Annotated in this window: 24 protein-coding genes; 14 read left to right on the top strand and 10 right to left on the bottom strand. The window is 57.8% G+C overall.

Translation table 11 applies throughout. The annotated features are described in order from the left end of the window. Nucleotides 1-219: 219 nt before the first annotated feature. The 5 genes from VGC62_RS15395 (at nucleotide 220) to VGC62_RS15375 (ending at nucleotide 4,546) form a co-directional block, all read left to right on the top strand. The gene (locus VGC62_RS15395; RefSeq protein ID WP_331187939.1) at nucleotides 220-1,398 is read left to right on the top strand and encodes a PepSY domain-containing protein; all 1,179 of its coding nucleotides are present in this window, start codon (nucleotides 220-222) and stop codon (nucleotides 1,396-1,398) included. Then, on the top strand, nucleotides 1,395-1,952 hold the full coding sequence (locus VGC62_RS15390) for a thiamine pyrophosphate-binding protein (protein ID WP_331187938.1): 558 nt from the start codon (nucleotides 1,395-1,397) through the stop codon (nucleotides 1,950-1,952). Before VGC62_RS15395 ends, VGC62_RS15390 begins: the two co-directional genes overlap by 4 nt. Then, nucleotides 1,949-2,275, top strand: a complete 327-nt coding sequence (locus VGC62_RS15385; protein ID WP_331187937.1) for a hypothetical protein — start codon at nucleotides 1,949-1,951, stop codon at nucleotides 2,273-2,275. The genes VGC62_RS15390 and VGC62_RS15385 overlap by 4 nt, the downstream gene beginning before the upstream one ends. Nucleotides 2,276-2,500: 225 nt before the next feature. Then, nucleotides 2,501-3,322 carry an ABC transporter substrate-binding protein gene (locus tag VGC62_RS15380; protein WP_331187936.1) on the top strand — a complete coding sequence of 274 codons (822 nt, stop codon included), beginning with the start codon at nucleotides 2,501-2,503 and terminating at the stop codon, nucleotides 3,320-3,322. A 219-nt stretch (nucleotides 3,323-3,541) separates the two neighbouring features. Then, the gene (locus tag VGC62_RS15375) at nucleotides 3,542-4,546 is read left to right on the top strand and encodes an aldo/keto reductase (RefSeq protein WP_331187935.1); all 1,005 of its coding nucleotides are present in this window, start codon (nucleotides 3,542-3,544) and stop codon (nucleotides 4,544-4,546) included. A 166-nt stretch (nucleotides 4,547-4,712) separates the two neighbouring features. Here the strand turns inward: VGC62_RS15375 and rsd are convergent, their stop codons facing one another. The 8 genes from rsd to VGC62_RS15335 all read right to left on the bottom strand — a co-directional run bounded on the left by rsd (nucleotide 4,713) and on the right by VGC62_RS15335 (nucleotide 12,397). Then, the gene (gene rsd / locus VGC62_RS15370; protein WP_331187934.1) at nucleotides 4,713-5,189 is read right to left on the bottom strand and encodes a sigma D regulator; all 477 of its coding nucleotides are present in this window, start codon (nucleotides 5,187-5,189) and stop codon (nucleotides 4,713-4,715) included. A gap of 182 nt (nucleotides 5,190-5,371) precedes the next feature. Beyond that, nucleotides 5,372-5,893 (bottom strand): disulfide bond formation protein B, encoded by a 522-nt coding sequence (locus tag VGC62_RS15365; protein ID WP_331187933.1) that lies wholly within the window; start codon nucleotides 5,891-5,893, stop codon nucleotides 5,372-5,374. Between the two features lie 247 nt (nucleotides 5,894-6,140). Beyond that, nucleotides 6,141-7,388: a heme biosynthesis protein HemY gene (locus tag VGC62_RS15360; protein WP_331187932.1), complete on the bottom strand. Its 1,248-nt coding sequence runs from the start codon at nucleotides 7,386-7,388 to the stop codon at nucleotides 6,141-6,143. Further along, on the bottom strand, nucleotides 7,385-8,524 hold the full coding sequence (locus VGC62_RS15355) for a uroporphyrinogen-III C-methyltransferase (protein WP_331187931.1): 1,140 nt from the start codon (nucleotides 8,522-8,524) through the stop codon (nucleotides 7,385-7,387). The genes VGC62_RS15360 and VGC62_RS15355 overlap by 4 nt, the downstream gene beginning before the upstream one ends. 51 nt (nucleotides 8,525-8,575) lie before the next feature. Continuing rightward, a complete protein-coding gene (locus VGC62_RS15350; protein ID WP_331187930.1) occupies nucleotides 8,576-9,349 on the bottom strand; it encodes a uroporphyrinogen-III synthase in 774 nt (257 codons plus the stop codon). Further along, nucleotides 9,346-10,287 (bottom strand): hydroxymethylbilane synthase, encoded by a 942-nt coding sequence (gene hemC, locus VGC62_RS15345; protein ID WP_331187929.1) that lies wholly within the window; start codon nucleotides 10,285-10,287, stop codon nucleotides 9,346-9,348. Before hemC ends, VGC62_RS15350 begins: the two co-directional genes overlap by 4 nt. Before the next feature lie 284 nt (nucleotides 10,288-10,571). After that, complete coding sequence (locus VGC62_RS15340) at nucleotides 10,572-11,318, bottom strand: LytTR family DNA-binding domain-containing protein (protein ID WP_331187928.1); 747 nt, start codon at nucleotides 11,316-11,318, stop codon at nucleotides 10,572-10,574. Beyond that, nucleotides 11,315-12,397 carry a sensor histidine kinase gene (locus VGC62_RS15335; protein WP_331187927.1) on the bottom strand — a complete coding sequence of 361 codons (1,083 nt, stop codon included), beginning with the start codon at nucleotides 12,395-12,397 and terminating at the stop codon, nucleotides 11,315-11,317. The genes VGC62_RS15340 and VGC62_RS15335 overlap by 4 nt, the downstream gene beginning before the upstream one ends. Before the next feature lie 145 nt (nucleotides 12,398-12,542). On the opposite strand from VGC62_RS15335, the gene argH reads away from it, so the two are divergent. The 4 genes from argH (at nucleotide 12,543) to VGC62_RS15315 (ending at nucleotide 17,860) form a co-directional block, all read left to right on the top strand. Further along, nucleotides 12,543-13,937, top strand: coding sequence for an argininosuccinate lyase (gene argH, locus VGC62_RS15330; RefSeq protein WP_331187926.1), 1,395 nt, complete (start codon nucleotides 12,543-12,545; stop codon nucleotides 13,935-13,937). A gap of 79 nt (nucleotides 13,938-14,016) precedes the next feature. Next, entirely contained in the window at nucleotides 14,017-14,313 is a 297-nt protein-coding gene (locus VGC62_RS15325) for a hypothetical protein (protein WP_331187925.1), read from the top strand. A 247-nt stretch (nucleotides 14,314-14,560) separates the two neighbouring features. Beyond that, the gene (locus VGC62_RS15320; protein WP_331187924.1) at nucleotides 14,561-14,809 is read left to right on the top strand and encodes a TIGR02647 family protein; all 249 of its coding nucleotides are present in this window, start codon (nucleotides 14,561-14,563) and stop codon (nucleotides 14,807-14,809) included. Nucleotides 14,810-15,010: 201 nt separating this feature from the next. Next, on the top strand, nucleotides 15,011-17,860 hold the full coding sequence (locus tag VGC62_RS15315; RefSeq protein WP_331187923.1) for a class I adenylate cyclase: 2,850 nt from the start codon (nucleotides 15,011-15,013) through the stop codon (nucleotides 17,858-17,860). Nucleotides 17,861-18,012: 152 nt separating this feature from the next. On the opposite strand, the gene VGC62_RS15310 is transcribed toward VGC62_RS15315, so the two are convergent. Together VGC62_RS15310 and cyaY are read right to left on the bottom strand one after the other, a co-directional pair. Next, the gene (locus VGC62_RS15310; RefSeq protein ID WP_331187963.1) at nucleotides 18,013-18,240 is read right to left on the bottom strand and encodes a DUF1289 domain-containing protein; all 228 of its coding nucleotides are present in this window, start codon (nucleotides 18,238-18,240) and stop codon (nucleotides 18,013-18,015) included. After that, a complete protein-coding gene (gene cyaY, locus VGC62_RS15305) occupies nucleotides 18,240-18,584 on the bottom strand; it encodes an iron donor protein CyaY (protein WP_331187922.1) in 345 nt (114 codons plus the stop codon). Before cyaY ends, VGC62_RS15310 begins: the two co-directional genes overlap by 1 nt. Before the next feature lie 238 nt (nucleotides 18,585-18,822). Between cyaY and lptM the strand changes: the two genes are divergently transcribed. The 5 genes from lptM to VGC62_RS15280 are packed head-to-tail and all read left to right on the top strand — an operon-like array spanning nucleotide 18,823 to nucleotide 22,536. After that, entirely contained in the window at nucleotides 18,823-18,981 is a 159-nt protein-coding gene (gene lptM / locus VGC62_RS15300; RefSeq protein ID WP_331187921.1) for an LPS translocon maturation chaperone LptM, read from the top strand. A gap of 9 nt (nucleotides 18,982-18,990) precedes the next feature. After that, nucleotides 18,991-20,238: a diaminopimelate decarboxylase gene (lysA, locus tag VGC62_RS15295; protein ID WP_331187920.1), complete on the top strand. Its 1,248-nt coding sequence runs from the start codon at nucleotides 18,991-18,993 to the stop codon at nucleotides 20,236-20,238. Between the two features lie 4 nt (nucleotides 20,239-20,242). Further along, nucleotides 20,243-21,073 carry a diaminopimelate epimerase gene (gene dapF, locus VGC62_RS15290; RefSeq protein ID WP_331187919.1) on the top strand — a complete coding sequence of 277 codons (831 nt, stop codon included), beginning with the start codon at nucleotides 20,243-20,245 and terminating at the stop codon, nucleotides 21,071-21,073. Between the two features lie 13 nt (nucleotides 21,074-21,086). After that, the gene (locus VGC62_RS15285) at nucleotides 21,087-21,824 is read left to right on the top strand and encodes a DUF484 family protein (protein ID WP_331187918.1); all 738 of its coding nucleotides are present in this window, start codon (nucleotides 21,087-21,089) and stop codon (nucleotides 21,822-21,824) included. A 16-nt stretch (nucleotides 21,825-21,840) separates the two neighbouring features. Continuing rightward, on the top strand, nucleotides 21,841-22,536 hold the full coding sequence (locus tag VGC62_RS15280; protein WP_331187917.1) for an HAD family hydrolase: 696 nt from the start codon (nucleotides 21,841-21,843) through the stop codon (nucleotides 22,534-22,536). The last annotated feature ends 143 nt before the right edge of the window (nucleotides 22,537-22,679 follow it).

Here is a 22,679-nt window from a genome sequence, read left to right as displayed (position 1 = left end):
ATCAATCTGCGGCGGGGTTGGACTGAAGATTGATCGCGGCCTTGGGCGGTGGATGACAGGCACTGATCGAGCCTAATTAACTGCACCCGCAACATTTGCTTGCACCTTGAGTTGCGGGTTTTCACGTCTCGTCCGTCATTAATACAAGGCCGACTGTTTTGGCCCTACCGCGCAAGTTTCTTTGCGCCGGTTCCTCATTGCAGACAAGACGCTTAATCCATGTCCAAGAAGTCGCGCTCGCGCATCTGGTTCCTCGTCCATAGCTGGCTGGCGCTGCCCATCTGGTTTTTCGTGTTGATCGTGTGCATCACCGGCACGCTGGCGGTCGTCAGTCAGGAAATCGTCTGGCTGGTGCTCCCGGAGGTACGCGCCTCGCAGCCCTCCGACGATGCCCCGCTGCTGACCTTCGGCCAAGCCGTGGAGGCAATCAACAAGGCTCGGCCTGAGCTGGTGATTCGCGACATCAGCCGCCCTGACGAAGCGCATTTTGCGCTGACCGCGCGGGTCAGTAACGCCGATGGCAGCTCAGCGACATTGTTCGTCAATCCCTACACCGGCGTTATCCAGGGCAAAAGCCCAGACTTCAACTTCCGCCAGTTCACCCGAGCGCTGCATGGCTGGTGGCTGGTGCCGTTCACCAATGGTTTCAGTTGGGGTTGGTACCTGGTTTCGCTGCTGAGCCTGCCACTGTTGGCGTCGCTGATCACGGGGCTGGTGGTGTACAAGCGCTTCTGGCGAGCCTTTTTCAAACCCACGCTGCGCTTTAATCACGGCGCACGGATTTTCTGGGGCGACTTTCATCGCTTGTCCGGCATTTGGTCGATCTGGTTTATCGCGGTGATCGCCATCACTGGGCTGTGGTTTCTGATTCAGGCGATCCTGTTCGACAACCACATTGATATTTCCACCGAGGGCGTGCCGGACATGGTCGCGCGCCAGGAGGTGCCGCGCACTGCCGACGGCCAACGTCCGATGTTGATCGCTGTGGATAATGCTATCGACATCGCACAGAAGCGCATTCCCGGCCTTGAGATCAGCGACATCGACTTCCCCGGCACCGCCTACAACCACATTTCATTGTCAGGTCGGGGCTGGTATCCATTGATGTTTCAAAGCGCGTCGATCAACCCCTACAACGGCGATGTCGCCGAGCAGCGTTTGCTGTCGGACTATTCAAAACTGGAGTTCGTGACGCAATCGATGCGGCCACTGCACACCGGTGATTTTGGCGGGCTGTGGATCAAGCTGATCTGGCTGTTCTTCGGCTTGCTGTTGAGCATGATGGTGCTCAGCGGCCTGCTGATCTGGACCAAACGCACGGCGCTGGCCACCGCAGCGGCACTGAAACGTCCCGCCCGCCTGAACCGCCAGAGCAACGCCGTGGAGATCCGCCAATGAGCAAGGCCGCGACGCAACTCGACAAACACGCCATGCCAGCCTCGCGCGCGCGCCGTCTTTGGTTGAAGTGGCGCTTTCATCTGAACATTCTGTTGCTACTGATACCGCTGGGGTTCATGCCGCAGTACTTCCGTGACATGGCGCTTTTTCGCGGTGATGGCGGTTTGGGTGAGCGCATCGTTGGAGACGTGCAAGTCGGGCCATGGAGCCTGACGCTGGCCGAAGCCCACGACGAAGCACCGGAAGCCGAAGCACCGGGGGTTTACGTTAAAGAGTTCAATGCGGCGCTGTGTGACGCCTGCATTCCCCAGATCAAGGCGGGCTACCTGCGCGTCGGCAAGCCTCGCAGCCTGAGAGCGGCAGGGGCAATCCTGGAGGGCAGTCCTTATCGCATGGGCGTCGAGGTTGCGCTTTCGACGTCGACCAACCCCCAGGACGATCTGTGGATAACCCTCGAAGGCTGGGACGGCACGGTGCATCAGACGACTCTCTCGCTAGCAAAAGCCTCCCCTAAAACCGTCGAGTGGCTGAAGACCCAAGGAGATCGACCATGACGCGCGCGTTCACATTCGCCGCCGCATTACTGGTAATAGGCGCTGGCGCAAGCCTTGCGGCACACGCGCATACGCTGCTGTGTGAATGTCAGGAAATCGCCAGCGATCAGGTGCAGTGCAAAGGCGGTTTTGCCCATGGCAGTGGGGCGTCCGGCATCACCGTCGATGTGATTGACTACGACGAAAATACGGTGGTCGCAGGCAAATTTGCCGACGACTCCACGTTTACCTTCAAGCGCCCGGCCGGTGAATTTTACGTACTGATGGACATGGGCGCCGGGCATACGCTGGAAGTGGATTACACAGAGATCAAAAAGCGCTAACCCCTGCCTGGACCCGGGTAGACCTCGGCAACGGCAAATCAGCATCTGATATCGTGTTGTCGATAACGCGGACATTAGATCATCTAACAATTCATGCTGAACTCATCCGGTCGCGAAAACTGGATAACGTCGACGCTCCTGTGAAGAAAATGCTCTTTGCGGTTCGTTCGCGGCGATAGCTTCGTGTCTGCCGTCCACACCTAACGAAAGCGAAAGAGAACGACCATGGAAAAACTGATTCTCCCTACCCTGCTTGTCGGCGTGATGTTCTGCATTTCGGTCTTCGCTGCGGTGCCGAGCAGCGTGACGGAGAACGGTGAAATCACGGCAGCTATTGTGCCGAACTATCCACCGATGGATTTCAAGGACCCGACCACCAAGGCTCTGACCGGTGTCGACGTGGACTTGGGCAATGCATTGGCCGAACGTCTGGGCGTGAACATCAGGTGGCAGGAAACCGCCTTCGAACAAATGGCCAGCGGTCTGGTGACCAAGCGCTTCGACATCATCCTGTCAGGCATGACTGACACGGCTGAGCGACAAAAAACGGTGACGTTCATCGACTACCTCATCAGCGGTCCGCAGCTCTACACGCTGACGAAAAATACAGGGTTAAACGAGCTGACCGACCTATGCGGCAAGAAGGTTGGCACAAGCCGGCGCACCACCTGGCCTTCGGAAATAGCAGCATGGAGCAAGACCCATTGCCAGGCAGCAGGTAAACCGGCAATCGAAGTGATTGGCTCAGAAGGCTCGGCCGATGCTCGCGCGCAATTGCGTCAAGGGCGCCTGGACGCTGCCATGCAGGGCAGCGAAACCATTGCGTACCTGATGTCGCAAGAGAAGGACACTTACAAGCCAATCGGTTTGGCGATATCCAAGCAATTCACTGGCTTGGGTGTCAGCAAGTCCAATCCTGAACTGGCGGCGGCGATTGCCCAAGCGCTGCAGAGCATGGTTGACGACGGTACTTACGGCACCCTCCTGAAGAAGTGGGATCTGGAGCATGGTGCAGTGACCAGGGTCGAGACCAATCAGGGTCAGTGAGCGACGGCTCATATTTATTAGGGGCTGGCCTGGTTCGCAGCTTTGCCGAAAATCAATCCCCCAAACTTTGGGCTCATGAATTTGTCACTGTTCAAATCCGCTGCAAACAGGCGAGTATGTTCGGCCTAACGCGGCCGGTCTGACAGGTTCAAGAACCCACTCACCGATCCTGTTCAGACCGCCCTGATTTCCACTTTCCTTATGAAAAGGATATCGAGCATGACTCATCGCATTCTTGGCCAATCCGGCCTCAAAGTTTCGACGCTGACCCTGGGTTCGATGATGTTCGGTGTGCAGACCAGCACCGAAGAGTCGCTGCGCATCATCGACAAAGCCTGGGATCAGGGTGTGAATTTCATCGACACCGCGAATGTGTACAACGCAGGGCGCTCCGAAGAAATCGTCGGAGAGGCCATTGCCTCGCGTCGCAGCGAATGGGTGCTGGCGACCAAGGTCGGCAGCAGTTCCGGTGACGTCGCGCCTAACACCAGCGGCCTGAATCGCAAGCACATCTTCAACGAGCTTGAGTCCAGCCTGCGTCGTCTCGATACCGATTACATCGATATCTATTACCTGCACAAGGAAGACCACAGCACACCGCTTGAAGTAACGATTTCGGCCATCGGCGACCTGATTCGCCAAGGCAAGATTCGTTACTGGGGCGTGTCCAACTTCCGAGGCTGGCGCATCGCCGAGGCGGTCAATGTCGCGCAGCGTCTGGGCGTTGATAAACCCGTGATCAGCCAGCCGCTTTACAACATCGTCAACCGGCAGGCCGAATCGGAGCAGATAACCGCTGCCAGGTTTTATGGCCTAGGCGTGGTGCCTTACAGCCCATTGGCGCGCGGCGTATTAAGCGGTAAATACGCGCCAGACGTTACCCCGGACAGCAGCACCCGCGCGGGGCGGCAGGACAAGCGCATTCTGGAAACCGAATGGCGCGTGGAGTCGCTACGTATCGCTCAAAAGATTCAGCAGTACACGCTGGATAAAGGCGTCGGTATCGTCGAATTCGCCATTGCCTGGGTACTCAATAACCAGGCTGTAACCTCAGCCATCGTCGGGCCACGTACCGAAGAGCAGTGGGACAGTTACACCAAAGCCTTGAGCGTAAAGATCACCCCAGAGGATGAAGCCTTCATCGACTCGCTGGTGACACCCGGCCACGCGTCAACACCTGGCTTTAACGATGTTCAGCATTTTGTGACGGGGCGGTATGTCTGATAGAAACAACCCCGTTTGAGTCTCGGTCTGTTGGCGGCTCGCTGGACAGTCGTTTATGGTCCACCGCAGCTAAGCGGGTCGTGCTTGCGCGCAGCGCGCCATGCCTGGGCCCATACAAAAGGGGTACACGAATGCACCCCTTTTTTTTGTTGCGACCCACGCCTTCTCAAGCCTGAACAGCGGCGTCCTGTTCCTTGTGTGCGTTGTGCAGCACCTCGATCAAGCAGTCTTCCAGTTCGAAGCGCTCGTGCAGCAGACCACCCAGGGTTTTGAACTCAGCGGCGACCAGTGAGCAATCGGAGCAATCGCCTTTGTCGCACCGATCATTGAATGCCAAGGCAGTCTCGGTGATGACATTCAATCGCGGGTAAATAGTATCGGCCAGTTCCAGGCCACGGTCGTCATTGAACGCTTTGGCTTCGCTGTTCAGTTGCTCGTAGACTTCAAAGTGTCCGGCAGAGACGTAATCGACCAACAACTCGCAAAACGTCTGCAGTCCCTTTCGATCAGCGGCCAAGGCTTCGGGAGTGTCGCCAAGTACATCGTAGGAGCGGATCAGTTCGCTGCGCTCCTGCAACCAGCGATCAATCAGCTTGTGGACCCCACCCCATCGTTCCTGGGCATTCTGACAACTTTCCAACATGATGTTCTCTCTTCCCTTTAGGGGCATGCTGGCTGTAACCGATTTGGCGAACCGGCCTGCAAAGCAGGAACCGTATCCAAAAAACGTCGACAGCAGCAATATTCCGATAACGCGTGCGGCCCAGATTATGCCCGCACGACTAGCCCTTCAAGGTACGCAGGAGATAAAGTTCATACAAGCGTTTAATCCCTGCTACCTGATTGCGCTGATCCGAACCGTCGAAACTCGATGAAAAGATAGTACAACGCAAACAGGCTCATCCCCGTATAGGCCAGCAGGCTCCATTCAGGAATACTGATCCCGAAAATTGACCAGTTGATTTCAGAACACCCCGCATTACCGGCCAACTCCATGCCGAAGACTTTTAAATAGGGCTGTGTGTCGAGCAAATACTGAAGATTGGTCAGGCATGACGCCATGTCTTCCGGGGGCGACGCTTGCAAGAACACCTGGCGACCCGAAATCGCAGCGCCACACAGCGAAATCAGCAACATACATGCCGAATACGTTTGCCAGCCTCGCTTACCGGGCGAATGGAGGGCAGTCAATAAACAGATCGCACCGTAGGCTGCGTAGAGAACCCGTTGTACATAGCACAGCGGACTCAGCGAAGGTCCGATGTCGTGCTCAAGGTAAGCAGAGGCACCCAGGATCAATGCACAGGCAATAGACGCCAGAAAGAACAAGGTACGAGCCGAGCGCATGGAAGATCCGTGACAAAGGACGAAGGCAGTTACGGTAGAGGAAAGCACGCTCCGCTTTCAAGGCGCTCGGATAAGGATATTTCTCTGTTTACGTAAGGACTTACTGATCACTGACAGGCGAATCCATACGAGATGCATTAAGAAATATCCGCCAAATCCTAAAAATAGAGAAATATCCTACTTACCTGCACCCTAAACTAAAAAAAGACCCTCAATCGGGTCTTTTTTTGCCGCTGTATCGCAAAGGTCAGGCGTCGCTCAAAACCGGCAATGGCCGCGCCAATAAACGCTCATCGAGCAGCCCCAAACCTTCCTGGAACAGCTGATTGCTGCGGTCTGTTTCGCCTAGCTGTCCAAGCAACCTGGCCAGCTCCGCGCACGCCTCAGGATTGCGCTGAACACGCAGACTGGCTTCCAGATAATCACGCGCCTTGCCCCACAAGCTGCTTTGCAGGCAGAGGCGGCCCAAGGTCAAAAGCAGACTGGGGTCCTCTGGATGATGCTTGAGCCAGCCTTCGGCCGTTTGCAGTTGCTTGGCCGGATCGCTGCCACGCACCAGGCCGTACAAGCGAGCCAAGTGGGTGTTGTAATCGCGTTTGATCGTCGAACGCAGCACCTCTTCGGCCTGTGCATCGGCCCCCAGCCGACGCAACTGTTCGGCATACGCCAGCACCAACGCAGGTTCCTGACGCTGCGCCGATGTCAGTTGCTGCCAGGCTCGATCCAGCGCCGCCAGCCCGGTCAACCCCGTGTCGCCTGGCTGTTCGCGATAGGCCGCCAGGGACAGATTCTCACCCCAGGCACGGCGCTCAAGCTCTGCAAGCTCTTGGGCAGGCAGCACTTTGTCTTTGCGTAACTCCGGCATCAGGCGAATGACTTCTGACCACTCACCACGCTGTCGGTACAAACGCTGCAACTGACGCAATACCTGCGCATTGTGCGGATGACGTTCCTGCATCGCCTGCAACGTGACCAGGGCGCCATCGCTGTCGCCTCGATCCAACTGAAGCTGTGCGTGGCTCAGAGCAATAGCCAGCTCGGCCTGTGGTTGACGCTCAAGCGCACGCTCGAGCAGGTTGTCGCTGTCCTCGTAACGCCCTTGCTCGTTAGCGGCACGGGCCGCACCGAGGTAGTAGAGCAGCGGTTGACGCTCGGCCTCAGCGGCGCGATGCAAGTGGCGCTGCGCGCTGGCCCAACGACCTTCGGCCAGATCCATCTGGCCCTGTTCAATCGCAATTTGAACGCGGCGACTACGGTTACGACGTGACCATGGATTGACCACACCACCGGAGGTGGTGACCAACCCGATCAGGGCGCGAATCGCCCACACCACCAGCCAGATAAAAACCAGCAACGCCAGCAGTGCCCACAGACTGGACTCATAACGGAAGCGATCATAGGAAATCAGCACGTAGCCTGCGTGCTCGGAAATGGCGAGCCCGACCAGTGCAGCGACAACGATGACCGCAAAGACGATCAGATAGGCGCGCTTCATTGGCGAGTCTCCTGCTGAGCCTCATTGCCTTGATTGCTCAATACGCCGCCGACTGGCGTATGCCGTTGCTCCAGATAAGCGCGCACCGCGCTAAGGCTTTGCGTCAAATCAGGGGTCACCACCGCAACAGGCTGCTTGGACAACGCCTCGATCTGCGCGCCGACCGCTTTGCTTTGCGGATTGTCCTGATTGAAATTGCTGTCCAGCACACCTTTCGCTTCAGCCATGGCCTTGGCGTAGACCGGTGCTTCACCGTTCAAGGCAGCCCATTGCGCCTGTTCCAGCGCAAGACTCAAAGCCAATCGCACCTGCGCCAAGCTCTGCCCAGCCAAAAGCGGGCGAACACTTTTGTCCGCATTGAAATCGACGCGGATGTAATGAGAAATCTGATCCCACCATTTGGCCCAATAGCTGTCTTCGCTGCCATCGGTGAGGCCAAACAGCGATTGACCTTCGTCTTTGTATTCCGGCGCCAGTGCGTTGAGCTCGATTGCTTGTTCGCGCACGGCTGCCAATTGCAGGAACAGCCCGGTGCGGTCCGGCTGATCGACACTGCGCAGCGCGGCAAGGCTTTTGGCCAACTGTTCACGCGCAGCAAAGGCGCCGGGATCGTCTTGTTCGCGGAGGATTTCATCCGCGCCTTCGACCAGCGCACGCGCGCTGTTAATGTCTTGCAACGCCGACAGACGCAGGCTGGCCAACCTCAACAAATGTTCGGCCTCAGCCAGACGCCAGTCCTTGCGGCTGGCACCCAATACGGTTTCCAATCGCTGACTCAACCGCTGCTGATCGCCTTGCAACTGGGCCACCAGACGCCGCCGTTCTTCGAGTTCGTCCGCGCCAGGTAATTGGGCAAGGCGTGCCGCCAACAGCTGTTCATTCTGCTTGAGTATCTGAGTTTGCGAACCGATGTCCTGCAACTGCCCCGATTGCTGCTGGTGACCGCTCTGAATGGCTCGTAACTGCCAGACACCCCATCCACCCACTGCAACGCCGGCGGCGCCTAACAGTAGTGCCAGAATCACCAGTCCATTACTGCGGTTGCCCGAGGGCTCTTTGCGCGCCAAGTCCGGCGTTGGCTCAGAAGAAGTCAGAACCTGTTCAATGTCATCTTTAGGCAAGTCTGTATCGCTCACGTATCCATCCTTTGCATTTGGGCGTAATCGCGTAATACGACTCGTCGATCTTTACGCTTGGGAGGCGGGCTCGGGTTGTTCCCCTAACGCCGCCAGCAAGGCCGTAGCACTCGCGCCACGGCAGTCCACCACACTCAGAGCCCCGGCGGCGCGCGCCAGTTCAGCGACCCGGGGGCTCGGCACGAATAACGGCAACTGCGCCAGTTCAGGCCAAAAATCACCTGCCAACTCACGCAAATGCTGAAAACCTTGTCCACTGCTGACCACCACCCCGTTCAAGCGTTCCGCCTGGACACGCTGCGCCAGCGTGAAAGCAGGATATTGCGGCAGGTTGCGGCGGTACAACGGCAGATAATCGACACTAATGCCCTGTTCACGCAAGCGCTCGGCCAACAATTCACGACCCTCTTCGGCGCGCATGATCAAAACTTTTGGGTAAGGGCTGTTGATAGCTTGCTGCAATTGCGGCAGGTCGAGCAGCGCTTCACTGTCGTCACCGTGCTCCGGAAAACTCACGCTCAGGCCGTAGTCCTCGAGAATTTGCGCCGTCCCGGCACCCACGGTGAACCACGCTTGCATCGGTGGCTGGGGCCAGATTGCATCAAGCATTTCCAGGCCCAGCCGCGCGGCCGGCTTGCTGACCACGATGACCGCACAATACTGATGCAAGTTATAAATGATCGTCTGATTTTCTGGCGTCACCGTCAGCGGCTGGATTTCCAGCAGTGGCAGGCTCGAACTGAACACGCCAACATCGGCCAGCACCTGAGCGAGCGCCTGCGACTCTTCGGCCGGGCGCGTCAATAACAGGCGCCAATTGCTCACTCTTCGCCTGCCTCGCCGTACACCGCCTTGAGGATCTTCGCCGCGCCTTGAGTCAGCAGGGCTTCGGCCACTCGGACCCCCAATGCCTGAGCATCAAGGTGCGGCGCACGGGCTTCAGCGCGCAACAACAGCGCCCCCGACGGATCGCCGACCAAGCCACGCAGCCAGACCTGATCGCCCTCCAGCACCGCATAGCAGGCGATGGGGACCTGGCAGCCACCATTAAGGTGTTTGTTCAATGCACGCTCAGCAGTTACGCGAATGGCAGAATCGTCATGATGAAGCGGAGCAAGCAAGGCGTGCAGTTCGGTGTCGACACTGCGGCACTCGATACCCACCGCGCCCTGCCCGCCCGCAGGCAAGCTGTCATCGACGCTGATTACAGCGGTAATGCGCTCTTCGAAACCCAGACGAATCAAACCAGCGGCCGCCAGGATAATTGCGTCGTACTCGCCTGCATCAAGCTTGGCGAGCCGGGTGTTGACGTTGCCACGCAAAAAATGAATGGTCAGATCGGGACGACGCGCCAGCAGTTGTGCCTGACGCCGCAGGCTTGAGGTACCCACAATGCTGCCAGCGGGCAATGATTCCAGGCTCGCGTAGGTGTTGGAGACAAAGGCGTCGCGCGGGTCTTCCCGTTCGCAAATACAGAACAGGCCAAGACCCTGAGGAAAATCCATGGGCACGTCTTTCATCGAATGCACGGCGATATCGGCTTCGTGCTCAAGCAGCGCCGTCTCAAGCTCTTTGACGAACAGGCCCTTGCCGCCAATCTTCGACAATGGTGAATCCAGCAGCTTGTCGCCGCGGCTGACCAGAGGAACCAGCGTCACAAGCAGCCCCGGATGAGCCTCTTGTAGACGCGCTTTAACGTATTCGGCCTGCCAAAGGGCCAGCGCGCTTTTGCGAGTAGCGATGCGGATTTCGCGAGAGGACATGGATCAATCCGTACTGAGTAAATGCGGCGGATAATAGCAGCTTGGCCTTAGCGTCTTGAATCTGCGCGCATCATGATCTCAATCAATCGCCCAACGCCATGCGGTGTCATGTCGCTTGCGCCGTCTTTGAAGTGGTTGCTATTACCAGGCGCAACGATTTGTTGGAGCGAGGCTTGCCTGCGAACAGGCTCATTAATCAAGCAGAAATTCGAACCTGAAACATTGCGTTCGCGGGTGAGCCTCGCGCCAACACGTCCGTATTTGCTCGACGGCGCCCCCTGCTCCTAAAGCTGCTGCATCATCTTGCGCACACCCGCCACATGGCGACGGCTGACGATCAGTGCATCGCCGTTGAGCCCCTTGAGGAACAACTGAAAATGCCCCAGTGGTGTGCGCTGCAAACGCTCGATGCGGTCGCGCGCGACCAGCGCATTCCGGTGAATGCGCACGAACCGATCACCGAACTCATCTTCCAGTGCCTTGAGTGGCTCATCGAGCAACACCTCGCCGTCTTCATGACGCAGCGTCACGTACTTGTGGTCGGCGATGAAATAGATCACATGATCCAGCGGAATCAGTTCGATCCCTTTGCGCGTACGGGCGCTGATATGGCTACGTGGCCCATTACCGCTTTCGGCGGCAGGCCGCGTCAGCGCGGCCAATTGCACACGATTGGGACGTTCAGCCTTGCGCAACGCCTCAAGCAGGCTTTCGGGGCGTACTGGTTTGACCAGATAACCCACCGCGCTGACTTGAAACGCTTCAAGCGCAAACTCATCGTGAGCCGTACAAAAAACCACGGCAGGCGGCGTATCGCGCTCGCACAATTTAGCCGCGACCTGTAGACCATCCAGGCCCGGCATGCGGATATCCAGTAACACCACGTCAGGCTTGAGGCTGTCGATCAAAGCCAACGCTTCTTCGCCATTGGTGGCGCTGGGTTCCAATACCCTATAACCCTCAAGCTCGCCGATCATCCGACTCAGTCGCTCGCGGGCAAGGGGTTCGTCATCAACGATCAGGACATTCATATTGCTCTGGCTTCCTGCGTGAGTCTCGCACAAGGATAGCGTAGACAGGTGAAGTGACGACCGTCACGGCGCTCCACGCTCAGACTTGCGAGAGGGCCAAAAAGTGCCGTGATTCGAGCTCCGATGTTTACCAGGGCCTGTTGTGTACCGTTTGAAGTTTGCTGCCTGGCTGCTTCATCGTAGGGATTACTGACACGCAATATGAACACCCCCCGTTCGTAATTTGCTTCGACCCTGACCACACCGCCCTCAATTCGAGGAGCAATGCCATAGATCAACGCGTTTTCCAGTAATGGTTGCAAGGTTAGCTGGGGAATCGGCAAGTCGTCGGGAATTGCACTGACGTCCCAGTCCAACTGTAGACGTTCACCAAGCCGATATTGCTCAATCGATAGATAACGTTTTGCCAACTCCAGCTCTTCCCGCCATGTGGTCAGGCTGGCAGGCTTGCCCAGGCTGGCACGAAAAAGATCCGACAAATCCAGTACTGCCTGCTCGGCCTTGACCGGATCACTGGTGACCAGGCTGGCAATACTGTTCAGTGTATTGAACAGAAAGTGCGGCCGGATCCTTGCCTGAAGCGACTCGATCCTGGCCCGCAATTCGGCCTGCTGCTGTTTGCGCCACTGACTCTGTAGATAAAAGTAGCGCAACATCAGTGCAGACATGATCACTGAAATCAATGAATAACGCAGATAGCGTTCAATCATGCCATCGACCGGCAGGCTACCACTCAACTGGCAGTAATCGGTCACCGCCGTACACACCAGCGTCACACCCACTACCAACATACAGCCAAGTGCCCCTGCGACACCTGGGTGCAAACGCGCCAGCCAAGGACGCAAGCCACACAGCAACGCGGCGGACAACAACACAATCCACTGCACGAACAGGGAAATCAGTGCCAGGCGCACCCAATTGAAATTCGGCCGCATCGGCTCGACCAACACCAATACCAGCACCAGCAGCTCGGCCAACACGACCAGCACCAACAACGCTTGGGGCAGGCACAGTTCCGGAAGGAAAAACTCATTACCGGGCGAGTCGCTCGGGCTCGGTCTGTTTCGCTGTTTTCGCATCACCCCAGTCTCTGCGTTCGCACCCTCAGCGGCAAGCTGTCCGGGATAAAAAAACAGCAATGCTGTTATTATCGCCCGCGCCTTTTTCAAAATCGGCCACGCCATTTATTTCCAGCACAGCAACCAGCAGAGCAGCGAGCGAATCATGAGCACCGACAAGACCAACCAGTCCTGGGGCGGCCGCTTCAGTGAACCCGTCGACGCCTTCGTCGCACGCTTCACCGCCTCCGTCACTTTCGATCAGCGCCTTTACCGCCACGACATCATGGGCTCGATTGCCCACGCAACGATGTTGGCCAAAGTCGGCGTGCTGACCGACGCCGAGCGCGACACCATCATCGATGGCCTGAAGACCATTCAGGGTGAGATCGAAGCTGGCCATTTCGACTGGCGAGTGGATCTGGAAGATGTCCACATGAACATCGAGGCGCGCCTGACTGATCGCATTGGCATTACCGGCAAAAAACTGCACACCGGTCGCAGCCGCAACGATCAGGTAGCGACCGATATTCGTCTGTGGCTGCGTGACGAAATAGACCTGATCCTCGCTGAAATCACTCGCCTGCAAAAAGGATTACTGGGCCTGGCCGAACGTGAAGCCGAATCCATCATGCCCGGTTTCACTCACCTGCAAACAGCCCAGCCGGTGACGTTCGGTCATCACATGCTGGCCTGGTTCGAAATGCTCAGCCGCGACTACGAACGCCTGGTCGATTGCCGCAGACGTACCAACCGTATGCCGCTGGGCAGCGCGGCACTGGCTGGCACCACGTACCCGATCGATCGCGAACTGACCTGTCAACTGCTGGGCTTCGAAGCTGTCGGTGGTAATTCGCTGGACAGCGTGTCTGATCGCGACTTCGCCATTGAGTTCTGCGCCGCCGCCAGCATCGCGATGATGCACTTGTCGCGCTTTTCCGAAGAGCTGGTGCTGTGGACCAGCGCGCAATTCCAGTTCATCGACCTGCCTGATCGCTTCTGTACCGGCAGCTCGATCATGCCGCAAAAGAAAAACCCCGACGTGCCGGAGCTGGTGCGTGGCAAGAGTGGCCGAGTCTTCGGCGCCTTGATGGGCCTGCTGACTTTGATGAAAGGCCAGCCATTGGCCTACAACAAGGACAATCAGGAAGACAAAGAACCACTGTTCGATGCCGCCGACACACTACGCGACTCGTTGCGCGCCTTTGCCGACATGATCCCGGCGATCAAACCCAAGCACGCGATCATGCGTGAAGCGGCGCTGCGTGGTTTCTCTACCGCGACCGATCTGGCTGATTATCTGGTTCGTCGTGGGTTGCCGTTTCGCGACTGCCATGAAATCGTCGGCCATGCCGTGAAGTACGGCGTGGAAAGCGGCAAGGATCTGGCGGAAATGACACTGGAGGAGCTGCGTCGCTTCAGCGATCAGATCGAGCAGGACGTGTTTGCCGTGTTGACGCTGGAAGGTTCGGTCAACGCCCGCGACCATATCGGCGGCACCGCGCCCAATCAGGTCAAGGCTGCGGTCATTCGTGGCCAGGCGCTGCTCGCCAGCCGTTGAAACATTCAATCTGAACCCTTAAATCAGGCGCGCCACCCACGGGTGGCGCGGTTTTACCGCCTAGGCACCGAGACTATCCATGAGCGACACAATCGATAACGATAACGATGAAGAAGAATTCGCTGAAGCGACCCTGATCGAGGCCATCGAGAATCAGATCGAAAGCGACAACCCGCCCGCCGCCAAAGCGACGTTCAACAAGCTGACACTGGTGGGTTATGAGCGCGACGATATCCTGGAAATGATGGCTCACGTCCTTGCCGTGGAGATCGACGGTATTCTCAAGGATGACCGCCCATTCAACACCGAGTGGTATGAAAAGGCCTTGCGGGCGCTGCCGGAAATGCCGCCAGGTGTGAAAACCGAAGAGGGCTGACACTGCTTTCTGTAGGAGCCAACGTGTTGGCGAAGCGTCTTGCCTGGCACGCCGCAGTGAAGTGCCTGGCCAACACGTTGGCTCCTACAGAATATCAATCAGCCTTTCCTGATCATCTGCAACATTCCCCCAGCAAATCCCCCAGACGCTACTACACTTGCAAACGCCCCGCTGCCACTTAACCTACGGGGCCGTCACGCCTGTCGCTTCACATCGTCCTGTATCAACTAAAAAGTCTGGAGTGCCTATGTCGTTTACACCTGAATTGGTTGCCGAACTGGAAATCCTGTCACTGTTCAATCTGGACAGCACCCAAGAAGGCCTCAAGGTTCATCATGTGGCCGCGCCATCGGCCATCGCCGCAGCAAAAAGACTCCACGAGAAAGGCCTGACCACTCAGGTCGACGGTGGCTATTTGACCAGCCTGGGGCTGGATGCCGCAGAACACGCGCAATCACTGCTGACCATCCTTACCACTTCCCAGGAAGCTGCCTGACAAAACCGGTACTGCGAAACCTTCGCCAGGACGCGTGAAATAAAGGTTTCGCGGACCCTTTATTTGTAAGATGCTGCGCCGATAAAATATTGGCGCCAGAAAAAATCAATCGGCCGCTGAACCCATCGTCCAGCGCTGCACCTTTCTTTCTCGTCGCCCTGCTCGCCACCCTTGTATTGCCGCTCGCCGGCCTGAGTCGCGATGAAGCGTAGTTCTGAAATTCGACCCGATCTGGACGAGGGCATCGACCGCAAGGTGCTCAGCCAGCTTCGTAACCGCTTCCTGACCCTCAATGAAGGGCGGCTTACCCGTGCCAATGAAGGCCTGTCCTCACGTCAGCAATCGGTACTGACGCTGTTGCCGCTGTTCTTCCATGTCAATCATCCGCTGTTGCCTGGCTATGTATCGGGCAGCACGCCAGCGGGTGTTTCAAACTACGAGCCTGACGCTCAGACACTCACCGAAGCACAGCGACTGACACGGTCGTTTTCCTACAAACCGCGTCGAGGCAACGCGCCGGAACCGATTCACGGCATCTTCCTGATGGGCAGCCTTGGCACGCTGGCGCAAGCCGATCAAAGCGACATGGACGTATGGATCTGCCATGACTCGACGCTCTCGACCGACGCCGTGCAGGACCTGCGCAAAAAATGTCAGGCGCTTGAGGTTTGGGCCGCGACGATGGGCGCCGAGGCGCATTTCTTTTTGATCGACCCCAAGCGTTTTATCCTCGGCGAACGCGATGCGCAGCTCAGCTCGGAAGACTGTGGCACCACCCAACACTATTTGTTGCTGGACGAGTTTTATCGCACGGCGATTTGGCTGGCAGGACGCACGCCCTTGTGGTGGTTGGTCCCGGTGTATGAAGAGCCGCGCTACAGCGAGTACACCCACACGTTGCTGTCCAAACGCTTCATTCGCGCCGACGAGATTCTCGACCTAGGCAACATGGCGCATGTCCCTGTCGGCGAGTTCATTGGCGCCGGGCTTTGGCAATTGTTCAAAGGCATCGAGTCACCCTACAAGTCGGTGCTCAAACTGCTGCTGACCGAGGTTTACGCCAGTGAGCATCCCAACGTTCAATGCCTGAGCATGGGCCTGAAGCAGGCGGTGTTCGCCAATCAGATTGACCTTGATGAGCTGGACCCGTACATGATGGTTTACCGCAGGATCGAGGAGTATCTGCGAGCCCGCGGGGAACCTGAGCGGCTGGAGCTGGTACGGCGCAGCCTGTACCTGAAGGTCAACAAGAAGCTCACCGGGCCGTCCCGCGCGCGCAGCAGCAGTTGGCAACGCGTGTTATTGGATCGCCTGGCGAAGGAATGGCAATGGGATGAGCACCAACTGGCGCTGCTCGACAGCCGCAGTCAGTGGAAGGTGCGGCAGGTGTCCAATGAACGCCGGGCATTGGTCAATGAACTCAACTACAGCTATCGCTTTCTGACCCAGTTTGCTCGCACGCAAAACGCCGTCAGCTCGATCAACAAGCGCGACCTCAATGTACTCGGGCGACGGCTGTATGCGACGTTCGAACGTAAGGCGGGCAAGGTCGAGTTCGTCAACCCAGGCATCGCACCGGACTTGGCCGAAGACACGCTGACGCTGGTGCAATCGCCCAACAAACGCGAACCGGGCAAATACCAGTGGGGGCTGTACAACGGCAATCTCGGGATCCACGAATGGGACAATTTCTCGCCGATCAAGCGCAGCCGTGAGTTGCTGGAGCTGCTTACCTGGTGTCATCGCAACAATGTGATCGACACCACCACGCGCCTGGCGCTGCACCCCGGCACCAGCGATCTGACCGAGTTCGAGCTGTTTAACCTGCAAGGCGCCCTGCAGCAAAGCATTGTGCTGCCGCTTGGTATCGTCAGCGAAGAGGCCCTGCTGAGCCCGAGTGTGCCGCGAGAAATTCTGTTGTTGGTGAACGTGGGCATCGACCCACTCAAACACCACAAAGACCTGAACATCCTGATGACCACCGAGCGCACTGACTCGCTGAGCTATGCCGGGGTCAGGGAAAACCTGGTATTGACGTTCGATCAAATCACGCTCAACAGCTGGAATGAGGTACTGGTCAATCGCTTTGACGGCCCGTACGCCCTGCTCGATTGCATGACCGACCTGCTCAACAGTTTTCCGCAAAACCGGCCGGCACCCGTGGTGCGTGTGCGTTGCTTCTGTCATAACCGGGCGCAGGCCATTACCCAGCGGGTGGAAGAGCTGATAAACACCGCCAGGTTGCTGCTCAAGCGCGGGCTCAATCATCGCTATTTGATCCAAGTCCAGCAGCATTACCACGTGCTGGAAATCGTTCCGGGGCAAGTCAGTCATGTGGCGTTGAATAGCCTGCCCGCGCTACTTGACTACCTGAGTGAAGAATTGCCCGCATACAGCCCGTTACATCTTGACCCGCAAGCGCTGGATGACAGCGATCTGGCACTGATCATTCCCCATGGCCAGCCTGAATGCATTCAGGTGTTCTATCGAATCAATGAGCCCAATGCCGACCTTTATGTGCTCGATGAGCACAATGCGATCTGGCATCAACGCCTGCCTTATTACGATGAATCAGGCCTGTTCCTGCCGCTGCAACGCTTCCTGCACTCGCTCATATACCGACGCGGCGCAACGCTTGCGCTGGAAAACCCGCTTGAGCCGACATCGCTGGAAACTTTGTATTACCGGATCTTGCCGGACGGCGCAGGGCATGCGCGGCGGATTGAACAGCGCCTGACCCCGGCCATGTCGTTGGACAAAGCCTTTTATGAGGTGCAGGCGATTGTCGAGGAGTCGTCGCCTGGCCAGGTGAGCGTCACGCTGTACTGCAACAACAAAGAGTTTTCCGAGCTGGAATTTGGCGACCAATTGTTTGCGGTCGTTGCCAAAGAAATTCTCGAACAGCGCAGTGAGCCACAGCGCTATCGCTGCTACATCACCGACCTGGATTTGTCCGGCGTGCTGGGCGATCAGCACGGGCAAACGATTTTGTTCCTGCGCTACAAGGCAGCATTGGAGAAATCGCTGAATGAGGCGATGGATCAGGCTTGACGTATCCCTCGCACCTATCGGTCATCTGTCGGGCCGCGCCATTGGCGGATGTCTTCAACATGATCAATTGTAGGAGCGACGTGTTCGCGAGGCGGTGTCTCGGACACTCCACGTTGGCCGCCTCGCCAACACGTTGGCTCCTACAAATCGGGTCAGACTGCGCTTGATCTGCGTTCTGCGGCCTCAGCCACAATTGCCCGCCGCTGCTCATCCGTCGCGGAGCGCCATTGGCGGATGTCTTCAACGTGGCGGTAGCAGCCAGTGCAGACTTTCTGCTCATCGAGCCGGCACACACTGATGCAAGGCGACGGCACTGCCGGGCTGACATTGCTGAACAGCGGCTTGGGCGGGCGAACGGGTGTGGCAGCCGCTGTCACGATCAGTTTCCGTCGATGGAGTCAAAATCAATGTCGACGCCAGCTTGGCTCTTGGCCAGACGCTGAAGCATTTCGCCCAGCAATTCCTCGCTCTTGTCGCACACCCAGCGCTTTTCTTCTTCGTCGTAGTCGAAGTGAAAGCCACCCGCTGGCGCGGCGGCCAGCCATAGCTGACGCAACGACTCCTGACGGCTGAAAATGAGCTGCGTGCCGTTTTCGAATTTCACAGTGAGCACACCGGCCGAACTCTTAAGGTCCAGGTCCAGATCGCTCTCGTCGAAAATATCCTCAAGTTTTTCTTGGGTGGCATCGACCAGATCGTGAAAGCGGGCTTCGGTCAAACTCATTGCAGGAACCTCGAAAGTGTCTACTGATGGCGCAGCGACGCAAGATACGGTCGCTCTGCGGCAATTGCAAAGCATACCCGCCCAATTGTGGGTCGCGCCGCCAAAAATCCGCACAATCGCCGCATCATTCTCAGCAATCGCGTCAAAGCCCCGCCGGACGGGAACTTCGGCGCATAGGCAATCTGTCAGGTGGTCGGTATACTCGGGCGCAATTAATGCTTATACAAAGGATTTCGCCATGAAGCGCCTGATCTCTTCCCTAGCTGCGCTCCTTGCGGTTGCGTGTCTTGTCACTGCCTGCGGTCAAAAAGGCCCGCTGTACCTGCCCGACGACGACTCGTCCGATGGCAGTAGCCAGAGCAAGCACTCGTCGTCGCACAAGCACTCGACCTACTAGGGAATACTCATGGACGCCTTCAACTACCGCGACGGTGAATTGTTCGCGGAGGGAGTTGCATTGTCTGCCATTGCCGAGCGCTTTGGCACGCCGACCTATGTGTATTCCCGCGCCCACATCGAAGCTCAATATCGCGCTTACGACAATGCGCTGAGCGGCACGCCGCACCTGGTGTGCTACGCCGTGAAAGCCAATTCCAACCTGGGCGTGCTCAATGTCCTGGCACGTTTGGGTGCCGGTTTCGACATCGTGTCACGAGGCGAGTTGGAGCGTGTACTGGCCGCCGGTGGCCAGGCGGACAAAATCGTCTTCTCCGGCGTCGGCAAGACCCAAGAAGACATGCGCCGCGCCCTTGAAGTAGGCGTCCATTGCTTCAACGTCGAATCCACCGACGAGCTGGAGCGCCTGCACATCGTGGCCGCCGAGATGGGCGTTCGCGCACCCGTCTCGCTGCGGGTCAACCCGGATGTCGACGCAGGCACCCACCCATACATTTCCACCGGTCTTAAGGAAAACAAATTCGGCATCGCCATCGCGGACGCCGAAGACGTTTACATCCGCGCCGCGCAGTTGCCCAACCTCGAAGTGATCGGTGTCGACTGCCACATCGGTTCGCAGCTGACCACACTGGCGCCATTCGTTGATGCCCTGGATCGCCTGCTGGCTCTGATCGACCGCTTGAGCGACTGCGGCATCATGCTGCGTCACCTGGATTTGGGCGGTGGTCTTGGCGTGCGCTATCGCGACGAAGAACCACCTTCAGCCAGTGACTACGTCAAAGCCGTGCGCGAACGTCTTGATGGCCGTGATCTGGCGCTGATGTTCGAACCAGGTCGCTTTATCGTCGCTAACGCTGGCGTGCTGCTGACCCGCGTCGAATACCTCAAGCATACCGAGCACAGGGATTTCGCCATCGTCGACGCAGCGATGAACGACCTCATTCGCCCGGCGCTGTATCAAGCCTGGATGGACGTGACCGCGGTACAGCCACGCGAGGGTGCAACACGCCCTTACGACATCGTCGGCCCGATCTGCGAAACCGGTGATTTTCTCGCCAAGGACCGCGAACTGGCTTTGGCTGAAGGCGATTTGCTGGCCGTGCATTCGGCCGGCGCCTATGGTTTTGTCATGAGCTCCAACTACAACACTCGCGGCCGTTGCGCCGAAGTGCTGGTGGATGGTGCCGAAGCTTTCGAAGTGCGTCGCCGTGAAACCGTGGCCGAGTTGTTCGCTGGCGAAAGCCTGCTGCCGGAGTAATCCCATGCTGCTGCGTTTTACCAAGATGCATGGCCTGGGCAACGACTTCATGGTGCTGGACCTTGTGAGCCAGCACGCGCACATTTTGCCCAAGCACGCCAAGCAATGGGGTGATCGACACACAGGTATCGGTTTCGATCAACTGTTGTTGGTAGAGGCGCCGAGCAACCCGGATGTGGACTTTCGCTACCGGATCTTCAATTCCGACGGCTCCGAGGTCGAGCAGTGTGGCAACGGCGCGCGCTGTTTTGCTCGCTTCGTTCTCGACAAACGCCTGACGGCGAAAAAACAGATCCGCGTCGAAACAAAAAGCGGCATCATCGAACTCGATATCCGCAACGACGGCCAAATCAGCGTCGACATGGGCCCGCCGCGTCTGGCGCCGGCTGACATTCCGTTCGATGCGCCAGCCCAGGCGGACAGCTACACCGTTGACGTCGACGGCCAAAGCGTTGAACTGGCGGCAGTGTCCATGGGTAATCCGCATGCGGTATTGCGCGTCTACGACATCAACAATGCCCCAGTCCATACCCTGGGGCCGAAGCTGGAACATCACCCGCGCTTTCCGGCTCGGGTCAACGTCGGCTTTCTGCACGTCGTCGATCGTCAGCGCGCACAATTGCGCGTCTGGGAACGTGGCGCAGGGGAAACCCAGGCCTGCGGTACCGGCGCCTGCGCGGCTGCGGTAGCGGCCATCAGCCAGGGCTGGATGGACTCGCCGTTGCTGATCGACCTGCCCGGCGGGCGCTTGTCCATCGAGTGGGCAGGCCCCGGCCATCCCGTCCTGATGACTGGCCCGGCAGTACGGGTTTACGAAGGCCAAGTACGTCTATGAGAGAGATCATCCAATGACCGACCAGCCTCAGACTTCAACCGACAAGCCCAGCGAATCGCCTGCCGATAACGCAGCGCCAACCCTTGAAGCCGAGGCGGTCGCGGCCTACCTACAAAAACACCCACAATTCTTCGCCGAGCACGATGAATTGCTGACGGCGATGCGTATTCCTCATCAGCGCGGCGACACCGTGTCGCTGGTCGAGCGCCAGCTCAAACTTTTGCGCGAACGTAATATTGAGATGCGCCATCGGCTTTCGCAACTGATGGACGTGGCCCGCGATAATGATCGTCTGTTCGACAAAACGCGTCGTCTGATCCTCAACCTGATGGACGCCACCAGCCTGGAAGAAATCGTCATTACCGTGGAAGACAGCCTGCGTCAGGAATTCCAGGTGCCGTTTGTCAGCCTGATTCTATTCAGCGACAACCCGATGCCGGTTGGACGCTGGGTCAGCAGTGAGGAAGCGCAAAAGGCGGTCGGAGGCTTGATCTCCGGCGACAAGACCATCTGCGGCGCACTGCGTGAACACGAACTGGCGTTTCTATTTGGCGCCGAGCAAAGCAAGGAGGTCGGCTCTACCGCCATCGTCGCCCTGAGCCATCAAGGCCAGCATGGCCTGCTGGCCATCGGTAGCCGTGATCCGCAGCACTACAAAAGCTCGGTGGGCACGCTGTTCCTCAGCTACATTGCCGATGTGCTTGCCCGCTTGCTGCCTCGTCACACCCATCCTTTGCGTTCAGTTCGCTAGTCGAGGTCTTGTGGCCATGAGCATTAAGCTGATCACCTTCGATCTCGACGACACGCTGTGGGAAACCGCTCCAGCGATTGTCAGCGCCGAAGCGATGTTGCGAGACTGGCTGGCGGAACATGCACCCAAGCTGGGCCCGGTTCCGGTGGAACATCTGTGGGAGATTCGTTCGCGGCTGATTGCAGCCGACCCGACGCTCAAGCACCGCATCAGTGCGCTAAGACGGCGGGTACTGTTCCATGCGCTCGAAGATGCAGGCTATGGTCAGGCGCAAGCACAGGACCTGGCCGAGCAGAGTTTTGAAGTGTTTCTGCATGGGAGGCATCAACTGGATATTTTTCCAGAGGTCGTTCCCACGCTGGAGATTCTGACCAAAACCTACACCTTGGGTGTGGTGACCAACGGCAACGCCGATGTGCGTCGCCTGGGCCTGGCGGATTATTTCTCCTTCGCGCTGTGCGCAGAAGACCTGGGGATCGGCAAGCCTGATCCAGCACCCTTCCTTGAGGCATTAAAGCGCGGCAATGCAAATGCCAGCCATGCAGTGCATGTGGGCGATCATCCCGGCGATGACATTGCCGGGGCGCAGCAGGCCGGCCTTCGGGCAATTTGGTACAACCCGAGCGGCAAAGTATGGGAAGCGGATAAATTGCCTGACGCCGAGATCAACAGCCTGACCCAGTTGCCGGACGTGTTGAAACGGCTGGGTTGAACACGTAACGGATGAACGATTTGTAAGGGCTAGGATTGCGGTGTGTCAGGCACGCAGCCCTGGGCAGCGCCTGCACGGATTGACGTTTGCTGAAAAAAACTCAAAAAAAACCCGCAGCGACAGCGGGTTTTTTCCAGCATGGA

The sequence above is a fragment of the Pseudomonas sp. genome (assembly GCF_036404235.1).
GTDB lineage: Bacteria > Pseudomonadota > Gammaproteobacteria > Pseudomonadales > Pseudomonadaceae > Aquipseudomonas.
This window is presented reverse-complemented; position numbering and strand designations above follow the sequence as displayed.

Excerpts from the sequence above, each read along its gene's own strand:
- VGC62_RS15395 (WP_331187939.1), top strand. The coding sequence starts at position 220 with ATGTCCAAGAAGTCGCGCTCGCGCATCTGGTTCCTCGTCCATAGCTGG.
- VGC62_RS15390 (WP_331187938.1), top strand. The coding sequence starts at position 1,395 with ATGAGCAAGGCCGCGACGCAACTCGACAAACACGCCATGCCAGCCTCG.
- VGC62_RS15385 (WP_331187937.1), top strand. The coding sequence starts at position 1,949 with ATGACGCGCGCGTTCACATTCGCCGCCGCATTACTGGTAATAGGCGCT.
- VGC62_RS15380 (WP_331187936.1), top strand. The coding sequence starts at position 2,501 with ATGGAAAAACTGATTCTCCCTACCCTGCTTGTCGGCGTGATGTTCTGC.
- VGC62_RS15375 (WP_331187935.1), top strand. The coding sequence starts at position 3,542 with ATGACTCATCGCATTCTTGGCCAATCCGGCCTCAAAGTTTCGACGCTG.
- rsd (WP_331187934.1), bottom strand. The coding sequence starts at position 5,189 with ATGTTGGAAAGTTGTCAGAATGCCCAGGAACGATGGGGTGGGGTCCAC.
- VGC62_RS15365 (WP_331187933.1), bottom strand. The coding sequence starts at position 5,893 with ATGCGCTCGGCTCGTACCTTGTTCTTTCTGGCGTCTATTGCCTGTGCA.
- VGC62_RS15360 (WP_331187932.1), bottom strand. The coding sequence starts at position 7,388 with ATGAAGCGCGCCTATCTGATCGTCTTTGCGGTCATCGTTGTCGCTGCA.
- hemC (WP_331187929.1), bottom strand. The coding sequence starts at position 10,287 with ATGTCCTCTCGCGAAATCCGCATCGCTACTCGCAAAAGCGCGCTGGCC.
- VGC62_RS15340 (WP_331187928.1), bottom strand. The coding sequence starts at position 11,318 with ATGAATGTCCTGATCGTTGATGACGAACCCCTTGCCCGCGAGCGACTG.
- VGC62_RS15335 (WP_331187927.1), bottom strand. The coding sequence starts at position 12,397 with ATGCGAAAACAGCGAAACAGACCGAGCCCGAGCGACTCGCCCGGTAAT.
- argH (WP_331187926.1), top strand. The coding sequence starts at position 12,543 with ATGAGCACCGACAAGACCAACCAGTCCTGGGGCGGCCGCTTCAGTGAA.
- VGC62_RS15325 (WP_331187925.1), top strand. The coding sequence starts at position 14,017 with ATGAGCGACACAATCGATAACGATAACGATGAAGAAGAATTCGCTGAA.
- VGC62_RS15320 (WP_331187924.1), top strand. The coding sequence starts at position 14,561 with ATGTCGTTTACACCTGAATTGGTTGCCGAACTGGAAATCCTGTCACTG.
- VGC62_RS15315 (WP_331187923.1), top strand. The coding sequence starts at position 15,011 with ATGAAGCGTAGTTCTGAAATTCGACCCGATCTGGACGAGGGCATCGAC.
- cyaY (WP_331187922.1), bottom strand. The coding sequence starts at position 18,584 with ATGAGTTTGACCGAAGCCCGCTTTCACGATCTGGTCGATGCCACCCAA.
- lptM (WP_331187921.1), top strand. The coding sequence starts at position 18,823 with ATGAAGCGCCTGATCTCTTCCCTAGCTGCGCTCCTTGCGGTTGCGTGT.
- lysA (WP_331187920.1), top strand. The coding sequence starts at position 18,991 with ATGGACGCCTTCAACTACCGCGACGGTGAATTGTTCGCGGAGGGAGTT.
- dapF (WP_331187919.1), top strand. The coding sequence starts at position 20,243 with ATGCTGCTGCGTTTTACCAAGATGCATGGCCTGGGCAACGACTTCATG.
- VGC62_RS15285 (WP_331187918.1), top strand. The coding sequence starts at position 21,087 with ATGACCGACCAGCCTCAGACTTCAACCGACAAGCCCAGCGAATCGCCT.
- VGC62_RS15280 (WP_331187917.1), top strand. The coding sequence starts at position 21,841 with ATGAGCATTAAGCTGATCACCTTCGATCTCGACGACACGCTGTGGGAA.